Here is an 18,300-nt window from a genome sequence, read left to right as displayed (position 1 = left end):
GACCCCTCCGATCACCTCGTTGGTTGTGCTTGAAGCACAAAGCGCCGCTCCTTGGACTGATCAGACCACCCCATGTGAGGTCCCGGTTCAGTCGGGATGAACTCCTGCCTGCATTCATAGCTCTATTTCGCCGCTCAGTCGGCGTACGTCTCTTCCCGTAAAATGAAAAAGGGAACGGCGGAGCTGGTGCGCCGTTCCCTCTGGTGCCGGAAAATCACTTGGTGACTTACTTCTTGTAGTCCTCAGGCTTCAGACCTTTTACGAAGCCCTTGAAGCCGTAGAAGCTGCCCTTGAAGTCGCCGACGAAGCTGACATCGGCCTTGGCTGGCACTTCCAGTCCGGTGGCCCAGTAGGCACCGTTGATGATGAGGCGGCGGAGGTCGTCGTTACGGAAGTCCGAGGAGGAGCCCATGGTCGTGGTCAGGATCTTGGCGTCCTTGCCGGACTCCGTCTTCACTTCACGCGTCCAGACCACCGGCATCATGGGGCTGTTCACATCCTGCTCGGCTTTGTCGCTGGCGCGCTTTTTGGAGTAGCTGGCGGCGGGGGACTCGGGAGTCATGCCATTCAGCACCTGACCACGAACCAGGATCTTGGCATCCGCTGGGGGATAAGCTTCATAGACATCGGTGTCGCCGAAGATGTCCTTCACGCCGCGCAGCAGCGCATTCTGTTCCTGGCCGGGCTCAATGATGCCCTTGGTCGCCTCAGACTTGTGTTTGCCCCAGTGGGAGACCCACTGCTCGCCAAGGACTTTTTTGCCGAAGCTGTTGAAGGAGGCGTACTGGCCTTTCAGACCGTTAAACGCATGGGTGCTGGTGCGGATGGCGATGATCGGCTTGCCAGAAGCGGCGTAGGCGGCGAAGTGCTTCATCTGCTCATCGGGCCAGGTGCGGAAGCGCAGGAGCATGATGCAAAGGTCGGCGGAATCCAGGGCTTCCAGGCCGGGATTGTTGCCCTTGGCTTCGGGATCCACTTCGCCGCTGGCGGGGTTGATGGAAAACACGACGGTGGTATCGAAGCCATGTCGCTCGGACAGGATCTTGGCCAGCATGGGCATCACTTCTTCGGATCGATACTCTTCATCCCCGGCGAGAAGGACGATCTTCTTGCCCTTGCCCGGGCCCTCTTTGCCCTGGAAGGAGATTTGGGCGGAGGCCAGAGTGGCCGTGAGGAAGCAGAGGGAGAGAATGAGGAAGGTTCGCAGTTTCATGGGTTGCAACAGGGAGAGAGCACAATGGATCGCTACAAAACGCCGGATTGGGACAACAATTAGCTGCCAGTTGAAGGGGAATGTCTTAGAAACCTGGATGGAGATGAAATTCACTTCCTCATTGCGTCCCCGGGCAATCCGTAGGAAGGAACCGATTCACCGCAAACTCGATCATGAGTGTCTGGACCCAAGCCAATCCCCAACTGAAAGACCTGGTCGCTTACAAGCCAGGCAAGCCGATTGAAGAACTGGCCCGCGAACGCGGTCTGCAACCCGGGGACATCATCAAGATGGCCTCCAATGAAAATCCCTTGGGGCCCTCGCCCAAGGCGGTGGCGGCCATGCAGAACGCGCTCACGGAGGCTCACATCTACCCGGATGGAGCCGGCTATCGCCTGCGCGAGGCTCTGGCCAACAAGTTTGGCGTCACCCTCGGTCAGATCGTTCTGGGCAACGGCTCCAACGAAATCATTGAACTCATCGGCCACGCTTTCCTGCGTGAGGGCGATCAGGTGGTGACGGCCGAGCACGCCTTCGTGGTGTACAAGCTCATGGCCACGCTCTTCGGTGCGGAAACCATTGAGGTGCCCGATCCGGGCCTCGTGCATGATCTGGATGCCATGCTGGCAGCCATCACCCCGCGGACTCGCGAGCTCTTCATCGCCAATCCCAACAATCCCACTGGGACGGTGGTGAGCATGGAGGCGCTTGATCGCTTCATGGACAAGGTGCCCGACCATGTCGTCGTGGTGCTGGATGAGGCCTATTACGAGTTCCTCGACAACCCGCCGGACACGATGAAGTATGTGCGTGAGGGCCGGAACGTTATCCTGCTGCGCACCTTCTCCAAGATCCAGGGCCTGGCCGGTCTGCGCATCGGTTACGGGATCGGACCCGAGGAGCTGATCACCGTGCTGCATAAGACCCGTCAGCCCTTCAATGCCAACGCCATCGCCCAAGCGGGTGCCGTGGCAGGTCTGGCCGACGAGGAGCACCAGAACCGCACCAAGCAGATCACCGATGAAGGTCGCACCTATCTCCAAGACGAGTTTGGCAAAATGGGCCTGGAGTTTGTGCCCAGCTACGCCAACTTCGTGCTGGTGAAGGTGGGAGACGGCAATCTGGTCTTCCAGAAGATGCTGGACAAGGGTGTCATCGTTCGCGCCATGGCAGAGTACAAGCTGCCCGACTGGGTGCGTATTTCGGTCGGTACCATGGAGCAGAACCAGCGCTGCATCGCCACCCTGAAGGGCATTTTGGGGAAGTGAAAGTCGCTTTCGATTCCCTTAAAAAGAGTTAAATGTGTCTGACCCGGTTTGAGGAGCTGCTCTGGCTCATCTCAGGCCGGGTCATTCTGCCTTGGTCCAGTACAGTCAGCCCAGTTCATGCACGATACGATCGCCGCGATCAGCACTGCCTTCGGTGAGGCAGCCATCAGCGTCCTGCGCCTGTCAGGGGAACATGCCCTGCAGGTGGCCCAGCGGGTCTTTAAGGGGAAGCGAGTCCTGGAGGCGCTGGAGCCTCGCGTGCAGCACTTTGGGAACATTTTGGATGAGGAAGGCGCGGTGGTGGACTCTGTTCTGCTCAGCCATTTCCGGGCCCCGGCCAGCTACACGGGCGAGGACGTCGTGGAAATCTCCTGCCACGGTGGCATCCTGGTGACGCGGCGCATTTTTGAGTTGCTCATGCACCATGGCGCGCGCGCTGCCGAAGCGGGTGAGTTTACCCAACGGGCCTTCGTGAATGGGAAGATGGATCTCACACAGGCCGAGGCGGTGATGGATCTAATTCACGCGCAGAGCGAAATGGCGCTCAAGGCGGCGACGCAGCAGCTGGAGGGGCGCTTGGGCAAGGAATCCGAGCATCTGCGGGCGGACTTGATCGAACTTCTCGCTCACGTGGAGGCCTACATCGACTTCCCGGATGAGGACATCGATCCCGACACCGGTGCTGCCATGCAGAAGCGTCTGGCATCGATCCATCTGCGGGTTGGATCGTTGCTCGACACGGCCCATCACGGTCGCATCCTCCGCAGCGGGGCTCGCACCGTGATCTGCGGGGAGCCCAATGTGGGCAAGTCCTCGCTCCTCAATCTGCTCAGTGGTTTTGACCGTGCCATCGTCAGTGCCGAAGCGGGGACGACACGGGACACGATCGAGGAAGTGCTCCATATTCACGGGCTGCCGTTTGTGCTGGTGGATACTGCCGGCATCCGCGAGGGCGCTGGCAGCATCGAGCAGAGCGGGATCGACCGGACCAACCGGGAAATGGCTCGTGCGGATGTGATCCTTGAGGTCGTGGATGGCAGTCTTCCTCGCGACGCTGCCCGCCGCGTGCCGGGGCTGGAGGATCGCCGTGGCTATCTGCTGATCTTGAACAAGAGCGATCTGGGACTTCATCCAAGCTGGCTGCCTGATGTGGAGCGCGGGGCGATTCTCTTATCCTGTGAAAACCAAGAGGGGCTTGATCCTCTGCGTGCGGCCATGCGCGATGCCGTATGGACCGGGGCAGGGGCGGGTAATTCCCAGATGGTAGCGATCAATGCCCGGCATCAGGCTTGTTTCCAGCGTGCGGCGGAGTCGTTGGTGCATGGAGCTGCGGCGCTGAAGCGGGGAGAGGCCCCCGAGTTTGTCGCGGTTTTTCTCCGTGAAGCGATGGAGGCGGTCGGCGAAGTCACCGGTCGGGTGGACGTTGAGGAAATCCTCGGAGCCATCTTCAGCCGTTTCTGCATTGGCAAATGATGGGAATGACCCCGTCCGTCCGCTATTTGTTTCCGTAAAGTTCACTTTCCAATCCGGCAAAATGTGTCCACAATCGGCCCTCTTTAGAGCCAGTCACCCTCGCCAGTTCCCTACAATCCAGAAATGAGCAAAAAACTCCCCCCGTGGTCCATCGAGGAATCCGCCACCACCTACGGCATTCGCGACTGGGGCAATGGATACTTTGACGTCTCCGCCAAAGGCGAAGTCGTGGTGAATCTGAAGGATGGGACAAAGACGAAACCGGTCAGTCTGCCCGACATCGTTCGCGGCATGCGCGAGCGTGGCATGCAGCTTCCCGTGCTGATCCGTTTTGGTGATCTGCTTCGCTGGCGGATTGAGGAGCTCAACGAGAGCTTCAACAACGCCATCCGTGAGGCTAACTACAAGGGCGTCTATCGTGGCGTCTATCCCATCAAGGTAAACCAGCAGCAGGAGGTGATTGAGGAAGTCACCCGCTATGGTCGCAAGTATCACTACGGTCTCGAGGCTGGCAGCAAGCCGGAACTCATCGCCGCCCTGGCCTACATGCAGGATCCAGAGGCCTACATCGTGTGCAACGGGTACAAGGACGAGGAGTTTATTGATCTCGCCCTGCGTGCGCAGAAGATGGGCCTGCAGGTCATCCTCGTGCTGGAGATGCCCAGTGAGCTTGATCTCATTTTGGAGCGATCGAGGCTGCTCGGCATCACGCCGCAGCTCGGTGTGCGCATTCGACTTTCCACGGAGAGCGCCGGTCACTGGAGCGAGAGCGGTGGGGACCAGAGCGTCTTTGGTCTGAACATCAGCCAGGTGATGCGGACCGTGGACGTCCTGCGCGAGAAGGGCATGCTCGACTGCCTACAGATGCTTCACTACCACCAGGGCTCCCAGATCCCGAGCATTCGCGCCATTCGTAACGCGGCGGTGGAGGCTGCCCGCGTCTATGTCGGCCTGGTGCAGGAAGGTGCCAAGATGGGCATCCTGGACCTCGGCGGCGGTCTGGCCATCAGCTATGACGGACTGAAGTCCAACGAGACCAGCAGCGCCGACTACGGCATGAAGGAGTACTGCGCGGACGTCATCGAGGCCATCAGTGAAGTCACCGATGAGGCTGGCATCCCGCACCCCAACATCATCTCGGAATCCGGTCGTGCCATCGTGGCCTACTATTCCGTGCTCGTCATCAACGTGCTGGACATCAACCGCTACGAGGCCTCCGGCATCAAGAAGCTCCCGGCCAAGTCGCCGCCGCTGCTGAAGAATGTCTTCGAGCTCTGTGAACGCGTGCGCAAGAACGGCCAGAAGCTCACCTCAGAGTTCCTTCAGGAGATCTACAACGATGCGGTGTACTATCGTGACAAGATCCGCTCCGAGTTCGGCTCCGGGAAGGTCAGTCTCCGTCAGCGTGCACAGGGTGAGGAGCTCTATTGGGAGATCCTCGCCTGGATCGCCCAGCACGTGAAATCGGGCAACTTTACCGCCGAGCAGATGGCCCGGCTGGATGCGGTCCTCACAGACTTTTACTACGGGAACTTCAGCGTCTTCCAGTCCCTGCCTGACTTCTGGGCCATCGACCAGCTTTTCCCGGTCATGCCCATTCACAGGCTGAAGGAGAAGCCCACACGCACGGTGGTTCTGAGCGACATCACTTGCGACTGTGACGGCAAGATCGACCGGTTCATTCATGACCGCGAGATCAAGTCCAGCCTGCCCCTCCACGACATCAAGGTAGAGGACGAGTACATGCTCGGCATCTTCCTCGTGGGTGCGTATCAAGAGACGCTGGGCGACCTGCACAACCTCTTGGGCGATACCAACGTGGTCAGCGTGCGCATGGAGAACGGCAAGCTGAAGTACACCCGCGAGCTTGAGGGGGACACCGTCAGTGAAGTGCTGAGCTACGTGGAATACGATCCCAAGGAAATGGTGCGCCGTTTCCGCGTGCTCGCTGAGGACGCGGTGGTGAAAAAACGCATCACAGCGAAGGAGCGCTTCTCCATCATGGAAGCGTATGAAAACGGCCTGCGTGGCTACACGTATTTCGAGTCCTGACTGATTCCGGACGGGCGGCGGAGTGATTCGCCGCTGTGATTTCCTTTAACTTCTCTTCTTTTTCCCATCATGTCCCACAGAGTCCTCATCATTGGTGCCGGCGGTGTCGGCCGTGTCGTCACCCACAAGTGCGCCCAGCTTCCGGAAGTTTTCGGGGAGATCATGCTTGCCAGCCGTACGAAGTCAAAGTGCGACGGCATCGCTGCCGAGCTGAGTCGCCCCATTCAGACCGCCGGTGTGGATGCCGACAATGTGCCCCAGTTGGTCGCCCTTCTGAAGGAGTTCAAGCCTGAGGTGGTGATCAATGTCGCACTGCCCTACCAGGATCTTACCATCATGGACGCCTGCCTTGAGGCGGGGGTGCATTACATCGACACCGCAAACTACGAGCCGCCAGATGTGGCCAAGTTCGAGTACCACTGGCAGTGGGCCTACCAGCAGAAGTTCAAGGACGCTGGTCTGACCGCGCTGCTGGGCTGCGGGTTCGACCCCGGCGTGACCAACGTGTACACCGCGTACGCGCTGAAGCATCACTTCAGCAAGATCGACACGCTCGACATCATCGACTGCAACGCGGGCGACCATGGCAAGGCTTTCGCGACCAACTTCAACCCTGAGATCAACCTCCGCGAGGTGACCGCCAACGGGCGCTACTGGGAAGATGGCAAGTGGGTGGAAACTAAGCCGCTTGAGATCGGGGGTACCTTTGATTTCCCGGCGGGCATTGGTCCCAAGAAGATCTACTGCCTGTACCACGAAGAGCTGGAGAGCCTGACGAAGCACATCCCGATCCGTCGTGCGCGTTTCTGGATGACCTTCTCGGACAACTACATCAAGCACATGGAAGTGCTGGTGAACGTGGGCATGACGGGCATCAAGCCCATCAAGTACCAGGGGGTGGACATCGTCCCCATCCAGTTCCTCAAGGCATTGCTTCCTGAGCCGGGAACGCTGGGCGCAGACACCAAGGGCAAGACCTGCATCGGCAACTGGATCGAAGGCACTGGCAAAGACGGTCAGCTCCTCCGCTACTACGTGTACAACATCTGCGACCATGAGGAGTGCTATCGCGAGACCAACTCCCAGGGTGTGAGCTACACCACCGGCGTCCCTGCCATGATCGCCGCCCGCCAGTTGCTCACGAACCCGGCGGAGTACCGCCAGCCCGGCGTGTGGAACGTCGAGCAGCTTAATCCTGATCCGTTCATGGAAGACCTCAACAAGTACGGTCTGCCCTGGGTGGAAACCTTCCCGACCGAGTCGCTGGCGGTGTAAGGGGCGGGTCCAAGTTCTGACAGAGATCGTTTTGAGAAATGGAGGGCATGATGCCCTCCATTTTTTTGTGGTGTGGATGCGGAGCAAAGGAGGCGGGTCTCCGGCCCCGCGGTCTGTGGGGTAGGCGGAGAGGGAAGAGGATCAAGGGACGTTTGGAGCGTGAGCGGGGCTGGGAACCCCCGCCTCCTTTACTCGGGAACAAGCTACAAGGTGACTTGGCCGCGGAATACAGGAGGCGGGGTCTCTGGCCCCGCGGTCTGTGGGGTGGGCGGAGCGGGAAGGGGATCAAGGGACGTTTGGCGGGTGAGCGGGGCTGGAAACCCCCGCCTCCTGTACCCCGGGAACAAGCTTCGAGGTCACATGGCCGCAGATAAAGGAGGCGGGGTCTCCGGCCCCGCGGTCTGATGGGTAGGCGGAGAGGGAAGAGGATCAAGGGACGTTTGGCGGGTGAGCGGGGCTGGGAACCCCCGCCTCCTGTACCCCGGGAACAAGCTTCGAGGTCACATGGCCGCAGATAAAGGAGGCGGGGTCTCCGGCCCCGCGGTCTGTGGGGTGGGCGGAGCGGGAAGGGGATCGTGGGACGTTTGGCGGGTGAGCGGGGCTGGGAACCCCCGCCTCCTGTACCCCGGGAACAAGCCTCGAGGTGACGTGGCTGCGAGTAAAGGAGGCGGGGTCTCCGGCCCCGCGGTCTGTGGGGTAGGCGGAGCGGGAAGGGGATCAAGGGACGTTTGGCGGGTGAGCGGGGCTGGGAACCCCCGCCTCCTGTACTCACGAAAAAGTCTCAGGGTGACATGGCCGCAGAACAAAGGAGGCGGGGTCTCCGGCCCCGCGGTCTGATGGGTGGGCGGAGCGGGGAGGGGATCGTGGGACGTTTGGCGGGTGAGCGGGGCTGGGAACCCCCGCCTCCTGTACTCACGAACAAGTCTCAAGCTGACTTGGCCGCAGGATAAAGGAGGCGGGGTCTCCGGCCCCGCGGTCTGTGGGGTGGGCGGAGCGGGAAGAGGATCAAGGGACGTTTGGCGGGTGATCGGGGCTGGGAACCCCCGCCTCCTGTACTCACGAACAAGTCTCAAGCTGACTTGGCCGCAGGATAAAGGAGGCGGGGTCTCCGGCCCCGCGGTCTGTGGGGTGGGCGGAGCGGGAAGAGGATCAAGGGACGTTTGGCGGGTGATCGGGGCTGGGAACCCCCGCCTCCTTTGAAGTGCTCAGCCCTTTGTGCCTTCGTGCCTTTGTGTGAGTCAATCGCTCCGGTGCCACTACAGATGCCGATTGCCAATCGGCGGCACAGCAGATTGCCAATCTGCGCTACGCTGTCGCATCGTGACGGCCCTCCTTTTTTCGTGTCATTTCGCCAGAATCGTCGAAAGTTCGATTTCCTCCGCATCCTCATTCTCACGCCGATCTCTCTACTGTGTCTGTTCCTGCCCAATTCGTCTATTCCACCTGTCGTGAAGGTTCTGAACGCCTCTTGAAGGCGGAGGTCGCGCGGCGGCATGAGGGGCTGCTGACGCCCGCTTTCATGCGGCCACAATTCGTGACGTGGAAGGCCACAAGAATACTGCCTCCGGGCTTTGAGCTGGGCTGCGTGTTTGGCCGGGCGTCCGGGACTTCGGTGGGGTTGTTCCCCGAGGAGAAAGCGCTGGTCCAGAAGTTGGGGGAGATTGCCGATGGCCGCCCCTATCACCTGCATGTGTTCCCAAGGGATTGTCATGAGGACGGGGTGTCCACCTTGCAGTGGGCGGATATGGATGCGATTCGCGCCCGGTTGGTCGGTCTCGCCCTCGGGGCGGGGTTGTCCGCTCCAACCGAGAGTCGGCCGAACCGTGGTGATCTTATTTTTGACGTCATGGTGGGAGACAAGGCCACGGAACCTCTCTTCTTTGGCCGCCATCTTCACAGTGCCAGTCATCACCCACTCGCAGGCGGGTTGCCGCGTTTGGAATTGCCCCTGGAGGCTCCCTCACGGGCGTGGCTGAAGATGGAGCAGGCTCTGGCTTGGTCGGGCCTGGACGGAAAGCAGTCCTTGCAAGGGCAGGTCGTGCTGGAACTTGGCAGCGCGCCGGGCGGAGCCAGTTATTCTCTCCTCCAACATGGCGCTCAAGTTTATGGCGTCGATACCGGAGTGATGGATCCGGATGTGCTGGGTTTCCATGATGCCACGACGGGTGCGAGGTTCCAACACCTGCGTATGGCGGTGGGCACCCTGGCCCCGCATCACCTGCCGCCGGAGGTGGATGTCTTGGTATCTGACATGAATCTCGCTCCCGGGGTGGTGATCCCGTATCTTGAGAACTTGTGCCGCCGCCATCGTCCTGCGCTGCTCATCCTCACCCTGAAGATGACCGACGAGCGATTGGAAAGCAAAGTGGGGGAGATCTTGGGCTCGTTGCGCCGGTTCGTGCCGACGCCTCTGAAGGCAACTCAACTGCCTGCCAACCGCCGCGAGGTGTGCGTGGTGGCGGGGGGGCTGGGGGCGGTGTGAGGGGGGGGGAGTTAGGGGTTAAGAGTTAAGAGTAATGGGTTAGAAGTTATGGGCTGCTTGCAATGGGGGGCGCACTGGCGGGAAGTAGGTCTTAAACGAGATTCGATGAGCTGGAGGGACTGTAGAAGAGCCGTCCCGGCTCTTGGTTGCGCGGGAGAATGCGGGTGACGATCGTGGGGGTGTTGATGACGATGGGGAGGAAGAGATGTGTGGCGGCCTCCACACCTGATGCTCTGCCCCATACCAACCCCAGGGTGTGACTCGCTTAGGGCTCGTCCAACCCTGGGCGGAGGTAGATATCCCCTACAGCGTCAATAACCGATTAAAATCGGAACAGTGTTCCAGGGAAGTCGAGATGCCGGAGGCGACGTCGCTGGCATCCGCTCCGGGATGCAATACTGAATCTGATGTTCCGGAGGTATCAGTCGCTACGCTCCTTCAACCGTCCGTCTAATGGCTTTGATGCCTCCGGCATCGGGCAATCCGGGCTGGAACACGATCAGATCATCAAAGTCGACAAGCCAACTTCCCGATGAGGGATAAGCTTCGGCTATGCGGAGGCGGTCAGGGAAGCACGGGGAGCGCACGCATCCTGCGTGTTGTTTCCGGCGTCTTGCCGGGAACGTCAGTGACGTTGCAGGTTGTTAGGACACTTAGGCCGCAGTCGGCACCGCGCTCCCCGATGCGATGTGCATCGTAGCGCGGGAGTCAGGGGAGAGGAAATACGAAGCCTGCTTTGGTCGTGCGATCACCCGGCGCATGCCTTCCGCAGGATGCGGAAGGCGGCACGCAGGATGCGTGCGGTCCCCATGAATTTCGCTGTGGCGATGCAACGCGTTGCCTCGAACTCCCGCCCATCACATCCGCCTCATAACCCATAACTCCTAACTCGCCCCTTCCATCAACCCCCGATAGCAGTCCTCCAGCACCTTGATGTTCGTCGATCGGTCAAACATCGCCTCGACGCGAGCTCTTGCTTGCAGCGCCATGGCCTGGCTTCTTTGGGGATCTTTGATCAACGCGAGCAATCCAGCCGAGAGACCCGCGCCGTCGTTCTCCCCCACGAGCCAGCCGCTTTCGCCGGACTCGACCGCCTCAGGGATGCCGCCGTGCTTTGTGGCAATGACGGTCGCCCCGCTGGCCATCGCCTCCAGCATGGCGTTGGGTACGCCTTCGCGATTCCCATCGCTCGTCGTCCGACTGGGGTGCAGGAAGAAGTGCGAGGCGGCGACTTCTTTCCTCAAATCCGCTTGATCTAAAAACCCGGCAAATCTCACGGACTCCGCCACTCCCAGGCGGGCCGCGTGAGCTTCCAGCTCCTCCTTGAGCGGACCGTCTCCCGCGATCGTCAGCGTTGCATTGGGAAACTCCCGATGCACGGTCGCGAAGGCATCCAGTGTCAGGTCCAGGCCCTTTTTGGCAATGAGACGACAGCTCTGGAAAAGACGCCAGACACCGTCTGCGGGAATTTCGCGTGGAGTGAAGGTCCATTCCTCAAGGGGGATGCTGGTCCGTTGCACGCGAACCTTCTCCGCCGGGCATCCCAGCTTGATTAGGTCATCCGCCAAGCTTTGCGACCGTGCCTGGATGAGATCGGCGGCGGCGAACACCTCCCGCAGGGGGGAAAGGTGAGATGGTTTGTGCACGTCCACGCCAGCATCGGCTCCGTGAAAGGAGACCACCACGGGGTGGGGGCAGGCCTTGATGAGGGGCAGGAAATGGATGGCGGTGTGGCCAAAATAGATGTGGAGCAACTTCGCCTCTGCCCGCTCAAGCTCCAGCAGGGCGTGGCGTACCTCCCAGGTGTAGAGGTGCCAGGGGGCTTTTTTGAGGTTCTTGTGCACCCAGCGCCTCCACCAGCGTAGTTTCGGCTTGGGCAGCACCACTAGACGCTTCTTGGGGAAGGGGAACCGGGCTTCGTTTTCCCGTTTGTGGGTGAACACCCAAGGCTCCAGATTTTGTAATCCTGTGACCTGCCGATACACATGCAGCATGTCAGACTTGAGGAAGTCAGAGACGTAACTGGCAATCACAGGCTTTTTCGGCATTGCGGGCGGGTGGGGATTCTCTAGTTTGGCGGGAGGCATCCCTAGTTGAATGCTGGCCCCTGTCACCATGAATTTTCCTGAGAAAGCACGTCGCGTCATCGAGCTGGAAATTGAAGAACTGAACCGTCTGCGGGACCGCGTGGGGGAGAGTTTCACCGAGGCGGTGAATGTCCTGCTGGGCTGCCTGACGGCCACCCGCAAGATCGTGGTGTGCGGTGTGGGCAAGAGTGGAAACATTGGCCGGAAGCTCGTGGCGACGCTGAACAGCACGGGGGCCACGAGCGTGAACCTGAATGCCCAGGATGCCCTGCATGGGGACTTGGGCGTGCTGGATGATGGTGATGCGGTGGTCCTGCTCAGCTACAGTGGGGAGACACAGGAACTGGTGGATCTGCTGCCGCATCTGCGGCGTCATCGGGTGACGCTGATCGCGATCACCGGCGGGCTCAGCAGCACCTTGGCACGCAATGCCGATGTGGTGCTGGACGTGCACGTGCAGCGGGAGGCGTGCCCGCTGAATCTGGCACCCACCTCCAGCACGACGGCGATGCTGGTGCTGTGCGATGCCCTGGCCATGGTGCTGCTGGAGGCGCGTGGCTTCCGCGAGGATGACTTTGCGAAGTATCACCCTAGTGGATCGCTGGGCCGCGCCCTGCTCACGAAAGTGGGCGATGTGATGCGTACCGGCACCTCCCTGGCGCTGGCTACAGAGGAATCGACGATCCAGGAGGCTCTGCAAGCCATGACACGAGCTCGCTGCGGTGCCGCAGTGATTGTGAACCCGGCAGGGATGCTTGCGGGGGTGTTCACACATGGAGACTTTGTGCGAGCCTTCCAGGCGGATCCAAATATCGCGGGGCGGCCGGTGGCGCATTTCATGACGCGAAATCCGGTCAGCATTGCGGAGTCCAAGCTGGCTGCGGAGGTCCTGGCCGTGCTGGAGCACCACCGGGTGGATGATCTGGTGGTGCTGAATGAAACGGGACAACCCGTGGGTCTGGTGGACACCCAGGACCTCACCCGCATGAAGCTGGTGTGAGGTCAGGGTTCCCACGGCATCACTTGATGTAGGATTCCATGTCGCAGCCGAACTTCCGTTTGGGCACCTGGGCGATCACTTGGCGGTAGGCTGAGCCGTCCCACACAATCAGGTCGAGAGGGGCTTCGGACTTCATGTTCCGGAGGACAAGGTATTGCTCCAGCGTTTGCACACGGTGCCCGTCCAGTGCCACGACAATGTGCCCCAGTTTTAACCCGCTGCGGACCAGCAACTGGCTGGTAGAGGTGAACTCTACCCCATCGACCGGGGCATCCTTGAAGTCTGCCAAGGTTGCGTCTTTTATTCCATCTGGAAAGATGGGGGCGAGGGCCTGTTTGTAGGCTTCCGCGAGCTTGGGATCCCGTTCCTGATTGCGCTCCAGGAACGCGATGAGGGGAGCATTGTCATTGTACCGTTCGCCGATGGCTGCGAAGTGCTTGGCGGCATCCTCCCACTTTTCCATGCGCTCCATGAGCCTGGCCATGGTCTCCAGACCGCGGTAGGAGTAAACCTCCGCGGCGGCTGTCGCTATTTTCACGGCATCGTCGGTGCGCCCGTTGTCAAAGTAGTAGTTCACCAGCCAGTCAGCATGATTGGCCCATGCTACGCGGTCGGTTGCCGTTTCAAACGCCGCCTGATAGGCAAATGCGGCATCTTCCTTGAACCCTTTTTCCACCAGATACTGGCCCAGGTCGATGAACTCATCCGGGTTGAGCTGGCAGATCCGGGTCATGTAGGCCATGTAGGCCTTGGGGTCCCCCTTGAGGTTCGTGCTGATGTGCTCCATCACAGGCAGGTGGTACTCTTCCAACTTGGCGTACACCTGGTGAAACTGCTCCAGGGTGGGGGAGTTGCCATGCTTTTTGTACAGATAGGACCGGGTCACATCATAGTGGTAGGGGGCGATGGCGGCCAGTTTGTCCCAGAACCCAATGCTGGCATTGTAAAGCGTGCCGAGATCGATGTAGCGGGAGCGAAAATCGTATGCGGTTCCGAGAGCCAACTCCCGGGTAAACCACGCCTGGGCCCGGGGCAGGGAGGTGGCTTGCGCAGAGAACCTCCCCTTCTGCCGCAGCGTGGCCCAGTTGCAGCAGGTGACGAGGTCTGGCTGCTTCCGGCAGAGGGCACTGGCATCCTCAACCGCCGTGCGGTAGAGCTTTTCAGAGGTGGCGATGCGCTTGAGGGCGAAGGGCAGCAGCCGCATGCCGGCAAAGTGCTGTAGCACCTGTTTTTCAAAGCCCGCTGCCGCATCCGGCACGCCCCACATGTCTCGCAGAAAGGCCTGGGTGCGGTCCATGGCATGGCAGAGATGACGCTGGTGCCCGGCGGCGACGAGTCCCCATCCGAGCACTTCCAGGGCGGGTTTCCCGTTCTGATTCCTGCCCAGGCAGCGGGTGGGTGGGTCGTTGAGGATCACGACCAGGTTGTCCGTCTTCAGATCCTTGCCGGACCAGGCCTTCCAGGACTCCGCCAGATCGGCTATCTCCCGCTCCAGCCAGCCATTGGCGAGGACATGACCTTCACCGACGCTGAAGTTCTGCTCGGTGGCGATGCGGCTCCAGTCCGGCAGATCTGCGGGGGGAGTTTCCTCGAATGTCTTGATGAGCGCGCTTGCGTCCCGGCAGGTGATCAGCGCCCGGGCATGCTCCCGACGTTCCAGCAGGGTGACCTGGCCGGGCTTTTCCACCAGGCGCCAGTCGCTGGTATTGCGGAGCTTGAGGGCTGTTTGCCAAGCGGCGAGTTCCGGGGGGAATTTCTCGATGCGCTCTAATGCATCCACCTGTCGGCATGCCAGGGTGAGGAGGATGGCTTCGGCCAGTTCCCGCTCGGGGGTTGACTGCGGCGCAAGGCATTTTGCCAGGGCCAGATGGGCGGTCATGCGGCAGAGAGCTGGGCGGGCATCGGAGAACGCGCCCGCGGCCTCCCGCAATGCCAATGCTCCCGCCAGGAGCGCGGATTGATCATGCAGGCCTGCATCCAGGGGGGCTTGGTTCAGTTCCTTGGACAGCCGGTTGGACTCCCCCATCAAAACGGTGCTGGTGGGTTCCAGGAGCTTCTTGGCGAGTTCCAGGCCGCTTGCCGCTGGTGGGTTGCTTGGTTTGCCCTTCTGGTGGGTGATCTTCCATCCCTTCTGCACGGCTTGGGCCCAGGGGACGAAGTTCTCTGGAGCCCAGAGATGGTGACCCAGGGGCAGAGTGGTGCTGCATTTATCCTTCTTGGCGCGATTAGCCGAGGCAGATACCAGGTAGCTAGTGTCGCTGTTCGAGACGGACTCGACCTTCACTTCCAAGGAAGCGAGGTCTTCCGCAGATGCTTTGGGGTTGCTGGCAAAGAGGCTGATCTCGGCGATGTCGCGTGCGACTTGATCCACCAGCCAGGTGGACTCGGAGGTCCACTTCCACGTCACATCCACTCCCGGAGCAGGCGGCTTGCGATTTGCGGCATGGGTCTCCACTCCCGGGAGGGACAGGTTGTCATCGATCCGAACATATTTCCACCATGCCCAAGCTCCCATGCCCGTGGCCCAGATCCCTAGAATCACCAAGTTGCGCCCCATGCTCATTGCAGAAAATGACTCGCGTTTACTCGTTGTGTAAACCGGTGAAAATCACAATAAGCAGGCGTTTAAGTGAAAGAAATCGCTCGAAAGCCGACGCTTCGACCGTTCAGCCCATCTCATGCTTGTCGATCTCTCTCATCCCATCTGCCAGGGTCAGCAGTCGTTTCCGGGAGACCCCGCCTTGTTGATTGAGGCGCACTTTACCACGGCTTCCGGTCCCCGATGCAATCTGTCCCGCATCACGATGAGCTCTCATCATGGCACCCATCTGGACGCCATGTTTCACTTTGTGGAGGATGGGCGCACGCTCGATCAAATGCCACTGGATTGGTTTTACGGTCCAGCACGGGTCATCCGGGTGCCAAAACGGGCAGGGGAGGAAATTACCTCGGCCGACTTCCGCAAGCACGAAGCGGTGCTCTATCCCGGAGCCAGGATCCTGTTTGAGACGGGCTGGCACCGCGAATACGGCACCCTGCGGTACTATGAAGAGGCTCCCTCCATGACACAGGAGGCGGCTGTCTATCTGGCATCACGCAGGCTCCGCCTCATCGGTATGGACACCCCCACACCGGGAAAGGACTACTACGAGATCCACCACACGCTGCTCGGGCATGGGGTGGAGATGGTGATCGTGGAAGGGTTGGCCAACCTGGACGCGCTGCCGGACGACCGGGAGTTCCAGTTCATCGGTTTTCCCTTGAACTTCGCGGGTCGGGACGGTTCTCCGATCCGGGCGGTGGCGGAGGTTTGATGGAGATTCCAGGGGAGGTCAGGGCCCCTTGAGCTCGTCCCAGGACTTCAAGCCGACCACGGGAAGGGCAAACTTTGCCGCTTCATCCCAGGCGGGCGTGTCTGCTTTTTGGAAGAGATCGTAGAACGGGCGCTTTCGCCCGGGCTCGGAGATGGTGCCAGGCTTGGTGGTCCAGAGTCCCAGCTTGAGCCCGCCCTCCTGGGTGTGATCCACATGACGATGCCAGATGAGGGCGTCGATACCCGGCTGGCGGCGCAGCTTTTCCCAGACATAGGCAAATCCTGCCGCCTGGAGGGTTTCGCCATCCGGGGTATCCAGGCAGTGCAGGCCCTGTTCACTGAGGATGATCCGGCGCGGTTTGCCCTGCCAGAGGAGGTCCGGGCGGTTCATGTGCCGGGTGGCCACCTCCAGGTTCTTGAAGGTGATGTGGGGTGAGTCTTCGGTGGGCCACGCGTTTTTGTCCTCCCAAGTGCGCGGGTTACCCAGATCATCAGGGTAGGGGTGGTGCGCCACATGCCATTCGAAGTCGCCATGCTCGCGGGCGGTGCGGGCGAAGTTGTCCAGAAACTCCTTCGTCTTGTAGGCCTCTGTCGGGCTGATGCCAGGAACAGAGACATTCCAGTGATGATCAAACGACAGGTAGCAACGGGCATGCAGGGAGTGTCGCCGCACGGCATCATGAGTGGTGCGTACGGCCTTCTCGTACTCCATCGCAGCCTCCGCCACCGGTATGTGGCCAAGGTTGTACCAGGTGAACTGGGAGTTCACCTCATTGCCCACGATGTAGCCCCAGACCTGACCTGAGACGGACTTCTCACCGCTGTACCGTGCGGCGAGGAATTCTATCAAAGCCCGGTAGTGGCGCAGGCCCGTCTCCGTCGCGGTGTTGAAGGCGGGGATGATGTATTTTCCATCGGCTCTGGCCTTGGGATGGATCAAGACGGCGTCCTTCTCTGGAACGCGGCTGGGGTACTGGATGAGGATCAAATAGACCAGCACACCGGCGTCGGAGAGGGGCTTGATCTGCCGATCGAGGCTGCGGGCGTAGTCCTCATTGATGAAGTACTCGCGATCCTCAGAGCGGAAACCAACGCGATGGGCGGTGCCTGCGTCGGCCAGAAGCGCGGCCAGATTCACGTTGATGCCGGCATGCCGGATGCCCAAGGCGAGCGCGTCGTCCACCATCTGCACCTGCAGTCCTTTTTTGGAGTCAGCAGCAGGGAAGGGGCGACTATCCTGGGCCGGTCCTCCCTGAGCGAGCAGGACGAGGGAAAGTAGCGGAGGGAGGAGCCTGAGCATAACTGGGCAAGTGGGAGGGAAGGGGGCGCGGGCACAACGCCAGCATGCTCAGTGGCTGACAGAGGCGGGGGCTGAGAGTACGAGGTCACCGATCTGGGCGAGACTCTCAAAGACCACGGTGGCTCCTGCCGTTTCCAGCGCGTGGGCATGGCAGAGGCCCCAGGATACGGCTCCGAAAGGAAGCCCCACATCCAGTGTTGCAGTGAGATCCCTCATCTCGTCGCCAACGCTCAGGATGGCCTCTGCGGGCAACCCGCACTTCTTGATCACGCGGCGCAGTTTGCGGCTTTTACCAAAAAACGAGGCACCGCATTCATAGTGCTCCACGAGGCTGGAGAGTTCCTCTCCCAGGATCTGCCGGATGTTGCTTTCTGAGTTGGAACTGACGATGGCGATGCGGGTTCCGCCTGCGGAAAGCTGGCGGAGGAGGTCCTCACTACCTGGAAACAGCCGGATTTCATCCAACTTGGCAGCCATCATGCGGCGGCCGTCCCGGGCGATGAGCAGGAGTTTCCAGCGTGGGATCTTTAGCAGGCGGGGTATGCTGGCCCCTTGAGGTCCCCGCAGGGCCTCCAGATCGGCCTCGGTGAGGCGGGGAAAGTGATGTCGGTCCGCGATTTCATCCGCTACCCCCAGCATCCATGGCACGGTGTCCGCCAGGGTGCCGTCGAAATCAAAAATGACCAGTCGATACTTCACGCTGTATCCCTATCCGCCGCTCATCGCTGAGGATCAAGCGGAGATGGCGACGTGTCGCCTTTTGAGGCTCTCGATTTGCGACTCCGGCTGCGCGCAATGATCGGGCGAGTTTGGGGGAAGGGCTTGTCCAGTTCGCAA

12 protein-coding genes are annotated in these 18,300 nt (G+C 60.6%); 7 read left to right on the top strand and 5 right to left on the bottom strand.

Annotated features, from left to right (window positions below; all coding sequences use genetic code 11):
• Positions 1-226: 226 nt before the first annotated feature.
• A complete protein-coding gene (locus tag VSP_RS18035) occupies positions 227-1,213 on the bottom strand; it encodes a ThuA domain-containing protein (protein ID WP_009962448.1) in 987 nt (328 codons plus the stop codon).
• Positions 1,214-1,386: 173 nt separating this feature from the next.
• Here VSP_RS18035 and hisC point away from each other — a divergent pair, with 173 nt between their 5' ends.
• The 5 genes from hisC (at position 1,387) to VSP_RS18010 (ending at position 9,763) form a co-directional block, all read left to right on the top strand.
• On the top strand, positions 1,387-2,481 hold the full coding sequence (gene hisC / locus VSP_RS18030; RefSeq protein WP_009962446.1) for a histidinol-phosphate transaminase: 1,095 nt from the start codon (positions 1,387-1,389) through the stop codon (positions 2,479-2,481).
• A gap of 117 nt (positions 2,482-2,598) precedes the next feature.
• The gene (gene mnmE, locus VSP_RS18025) at positions 2,599-3,954 is read left to right on the top strand and encodes a tRNA uridine-5-carboxymethylaminomethyl(34) synthesis GTPase MnmE (RefSeq protein ID WP_009962445.1); all 1,356 of its coding nucleotides are present in this window, start codon (positions 2,599-2,601) and stop codon (positions 3,952-3,954) included.
• Positions 3,955-4,077: 123 nt separating this feature from the next.
• Positions 4,078-6,006 carry a biosynthetic arginine decarboxylase gene (speA, locus tag VSP_RS18020; RefSeq protein WP_009962444.1) on the top strand — a complete coding sequence of 643 codons (1,929 nt, stop codon included), beginning with the start codon at positions 4,078-4,080 and terminating at the stop codon, positions 6,004-6,006.
• Between the two features lie 69 nt (positions 6,007-6,075).
• Entirely contained in the window at positions 6,076-7,281 is a 1,206-nt protein-coding gene (locus VSP_RS18015) for a saccharopine dehydrogenase family protein (RefSeq protein ID WP_009962442.1), read from the top strand.
• A gap of 1,411 nt (positions 7,282-8,692) precedes the next feature.
• Positions 8,693-9,763 (top strand): SAM-dependent methyltransferase, encoded by a 1,071-nt coding sequence (locus VSP_RS18010; protein WP_009962440.1) that lies wholly within the window; start codon positions 8,693-8,695, stop codon positions 9,761-9,763.
• An 884-nt stretch (positions 9,764-10,647) separates the two neighbouring features.
• Here the strand turns inward: VSP_RS18010 and VSP_RS36090 are convergent.
• Positions 10,648-11,811, bottom strand: coding sequence for a glycosyltransferase (locus VSP_RS36090; RefSeq protein ID WP_009962438.1), 1,164 nt, complete (start codon positions 11,809-11,811; stop codon positions 10,648-10,650).
• Positions 11,812-11,878: 67 nt separating this feature from the next.
• On the opposite strand from VSP_RS36090, the gene VSP_RS17995 reads away from it, so the two are divergent.
• Positions 11,879-12,850 carry a KpsF/GutQ family sugar-phosphate isomerase gene (locus VSP_RS17995; RefSeq protein ID WP_029190551.1) on the top strand — a complete coding sequence of 324 codons (972 nt, stop codon included), beginning with the start codon at positions 11,879-11,881 and terminating at the stop codon, positions 12,848-12,850.
• A gap of 19 nt (positions 12,851-12,869) precedes the next feature.
• On the opposite strand, the gene VSP_RS17990 is transcribed toward VSP_RS17995, so the two are convergent.
• Positions 12,870-15,413, bottom strand: a complete 2,544-nt coding sequence (locus VSP_RS17990) for a tetratricopeptide repeat protein (RefSeq protein WP_009962436.1) — start codon at positions 15,411-15,413, stop codon at positions 12,870-12,872.
• Between the two features lie 115 nt (positions 15,414-15,528).
• Between VSP_RS17990 and VSP_RS36085 the strand changes: the two genes are divergently transcribed.
• Entirely contained in the window at positions 15,529-16,164 is a 636-nt protein-coding gene (locus VSP_RS36085) for a cyclase family protein (RefSeq protein ID WP_009962435.1), read from the top strand.
• Positions 16,165-16,182: 18 nt separating this feature from the next.
• On the opposite strand, the gene VSP_RS17980 is transcribed toward VSP_RS36085, so the two are convergent.
• Both VSP_RS17980 and VSP_RS17975 read right to left on the bottom strand, forming a co-directional pair.
• Positions 16,183-17,463: a DUF5722 domain-containing protein gene (locus VSP_RS17980; protein WP_009962434.1), complete on the bottom strand. Its 1,281-nt coding sequence runs from the start codon at positions 17,461-17,463 to the stop codon at positions 16,183-16,185.
• Between the two features lie 48 nt (positions 17,464-17,511).
• A complete protein-coding gene (locus VSP_RS17975) occupies positions 17,512-18,162 on the bottom strand; it encodes an HAD hydrolase-like protein (protein WP_009962433.1) in 651 nt (216 codons plus the stop codon).
• Between the last annotated feature and the right edge of the window lie 138 nt (positions 18,163-18,300).

The sequence above is a fragment of the Verrucomicrobium spinosum DSM 4136 = JCM 18804 genome (genome assembly GCF_000172155.1).
Classification (GTDB): Bacteria; Verrucomicrobiota; Verrucomicrobiia; order Verrucomicrobiales; family Verrucomicrobiaceae; genus Verrucomicrobium; species Verrucomicrobium spinosum.
The sequence above is the reverse complement of the archived record's forward strand: the minus strand, read 5'-3'. Positions and strand labels throughout refer to the sequence as shown.

Bases quoted from the DNA above. Each gene is read 5' to 3' on its own strand.
- VSP_RS17980 (WP_009962434.1), bottom strand. From the start codon at position 17,463: ATGCTCAGGCTCCTCCCTCCGCTACTTTCCCTCGTCCTGCTCGCTCAG.
- VSP_RS18035 (WP_009962448.1), bottom strand. From the start codon at position 1,213: ATGAAACTGCGAACCTTCCTCATTCTCTCCCTCTGCTTCCTCACGGCC.
- VSP_RS36090 (WP_009962438.1), bottom strand. From the start codon at position 11,811: ATGCCGAAAAAGCCTGTGATTGCCAGTTACGTCTCTGACTTCCTCAAG.
- VSP_RS17990 (WP_009962436.1), bottom strand. From the start codon at position 15,413: ATGAGCATGGGGCGCAACTTGGTGATTCTAGGGATCTGGGCCACGGGC.
- VSP_RS36085 (WP_009962435.1), top strand. From the start codon at position 15,529: ATGCTTGTCGATCTCTCTCATCCCATCTGCCAGGGTCAGCAGTCGTTT.
- VSP_RS17995 (WP_029190551.1), top strand. From the start codon at position 11,879: ATGAATTTTCCTGAGAAAGCACGTCGCGTCATCGAGCTGGAAATTGAA.
- hisC (WP_009962446.1), top strand. From the start codon at position 1,387: ATGAGTGTCTGGACCCAAGCCAATCCCCAACTGAAAGACCTGGTCGCT.
- speA (WP_009962444.1), top strand. From the start codon at position 4,078: ATGAGCAAAAAACTCCCCCCGTGGTCCATCGAGGAATCCGCCACCACC.
- VSP_RS18015 (WP_009962442.1), top strand. From the start codon at position 6,076: ATGTCCCACAGAGTCCTCATCATTGGTGCCGGCGGTGTCGGCCGTGTC.
- mnmE (WP_009962445.1), top strand. From the start codon at position 2,599: ATGCACGATACGATCGCCGCGATCAGCACTGCCTTCGGTGAGGCAGCC.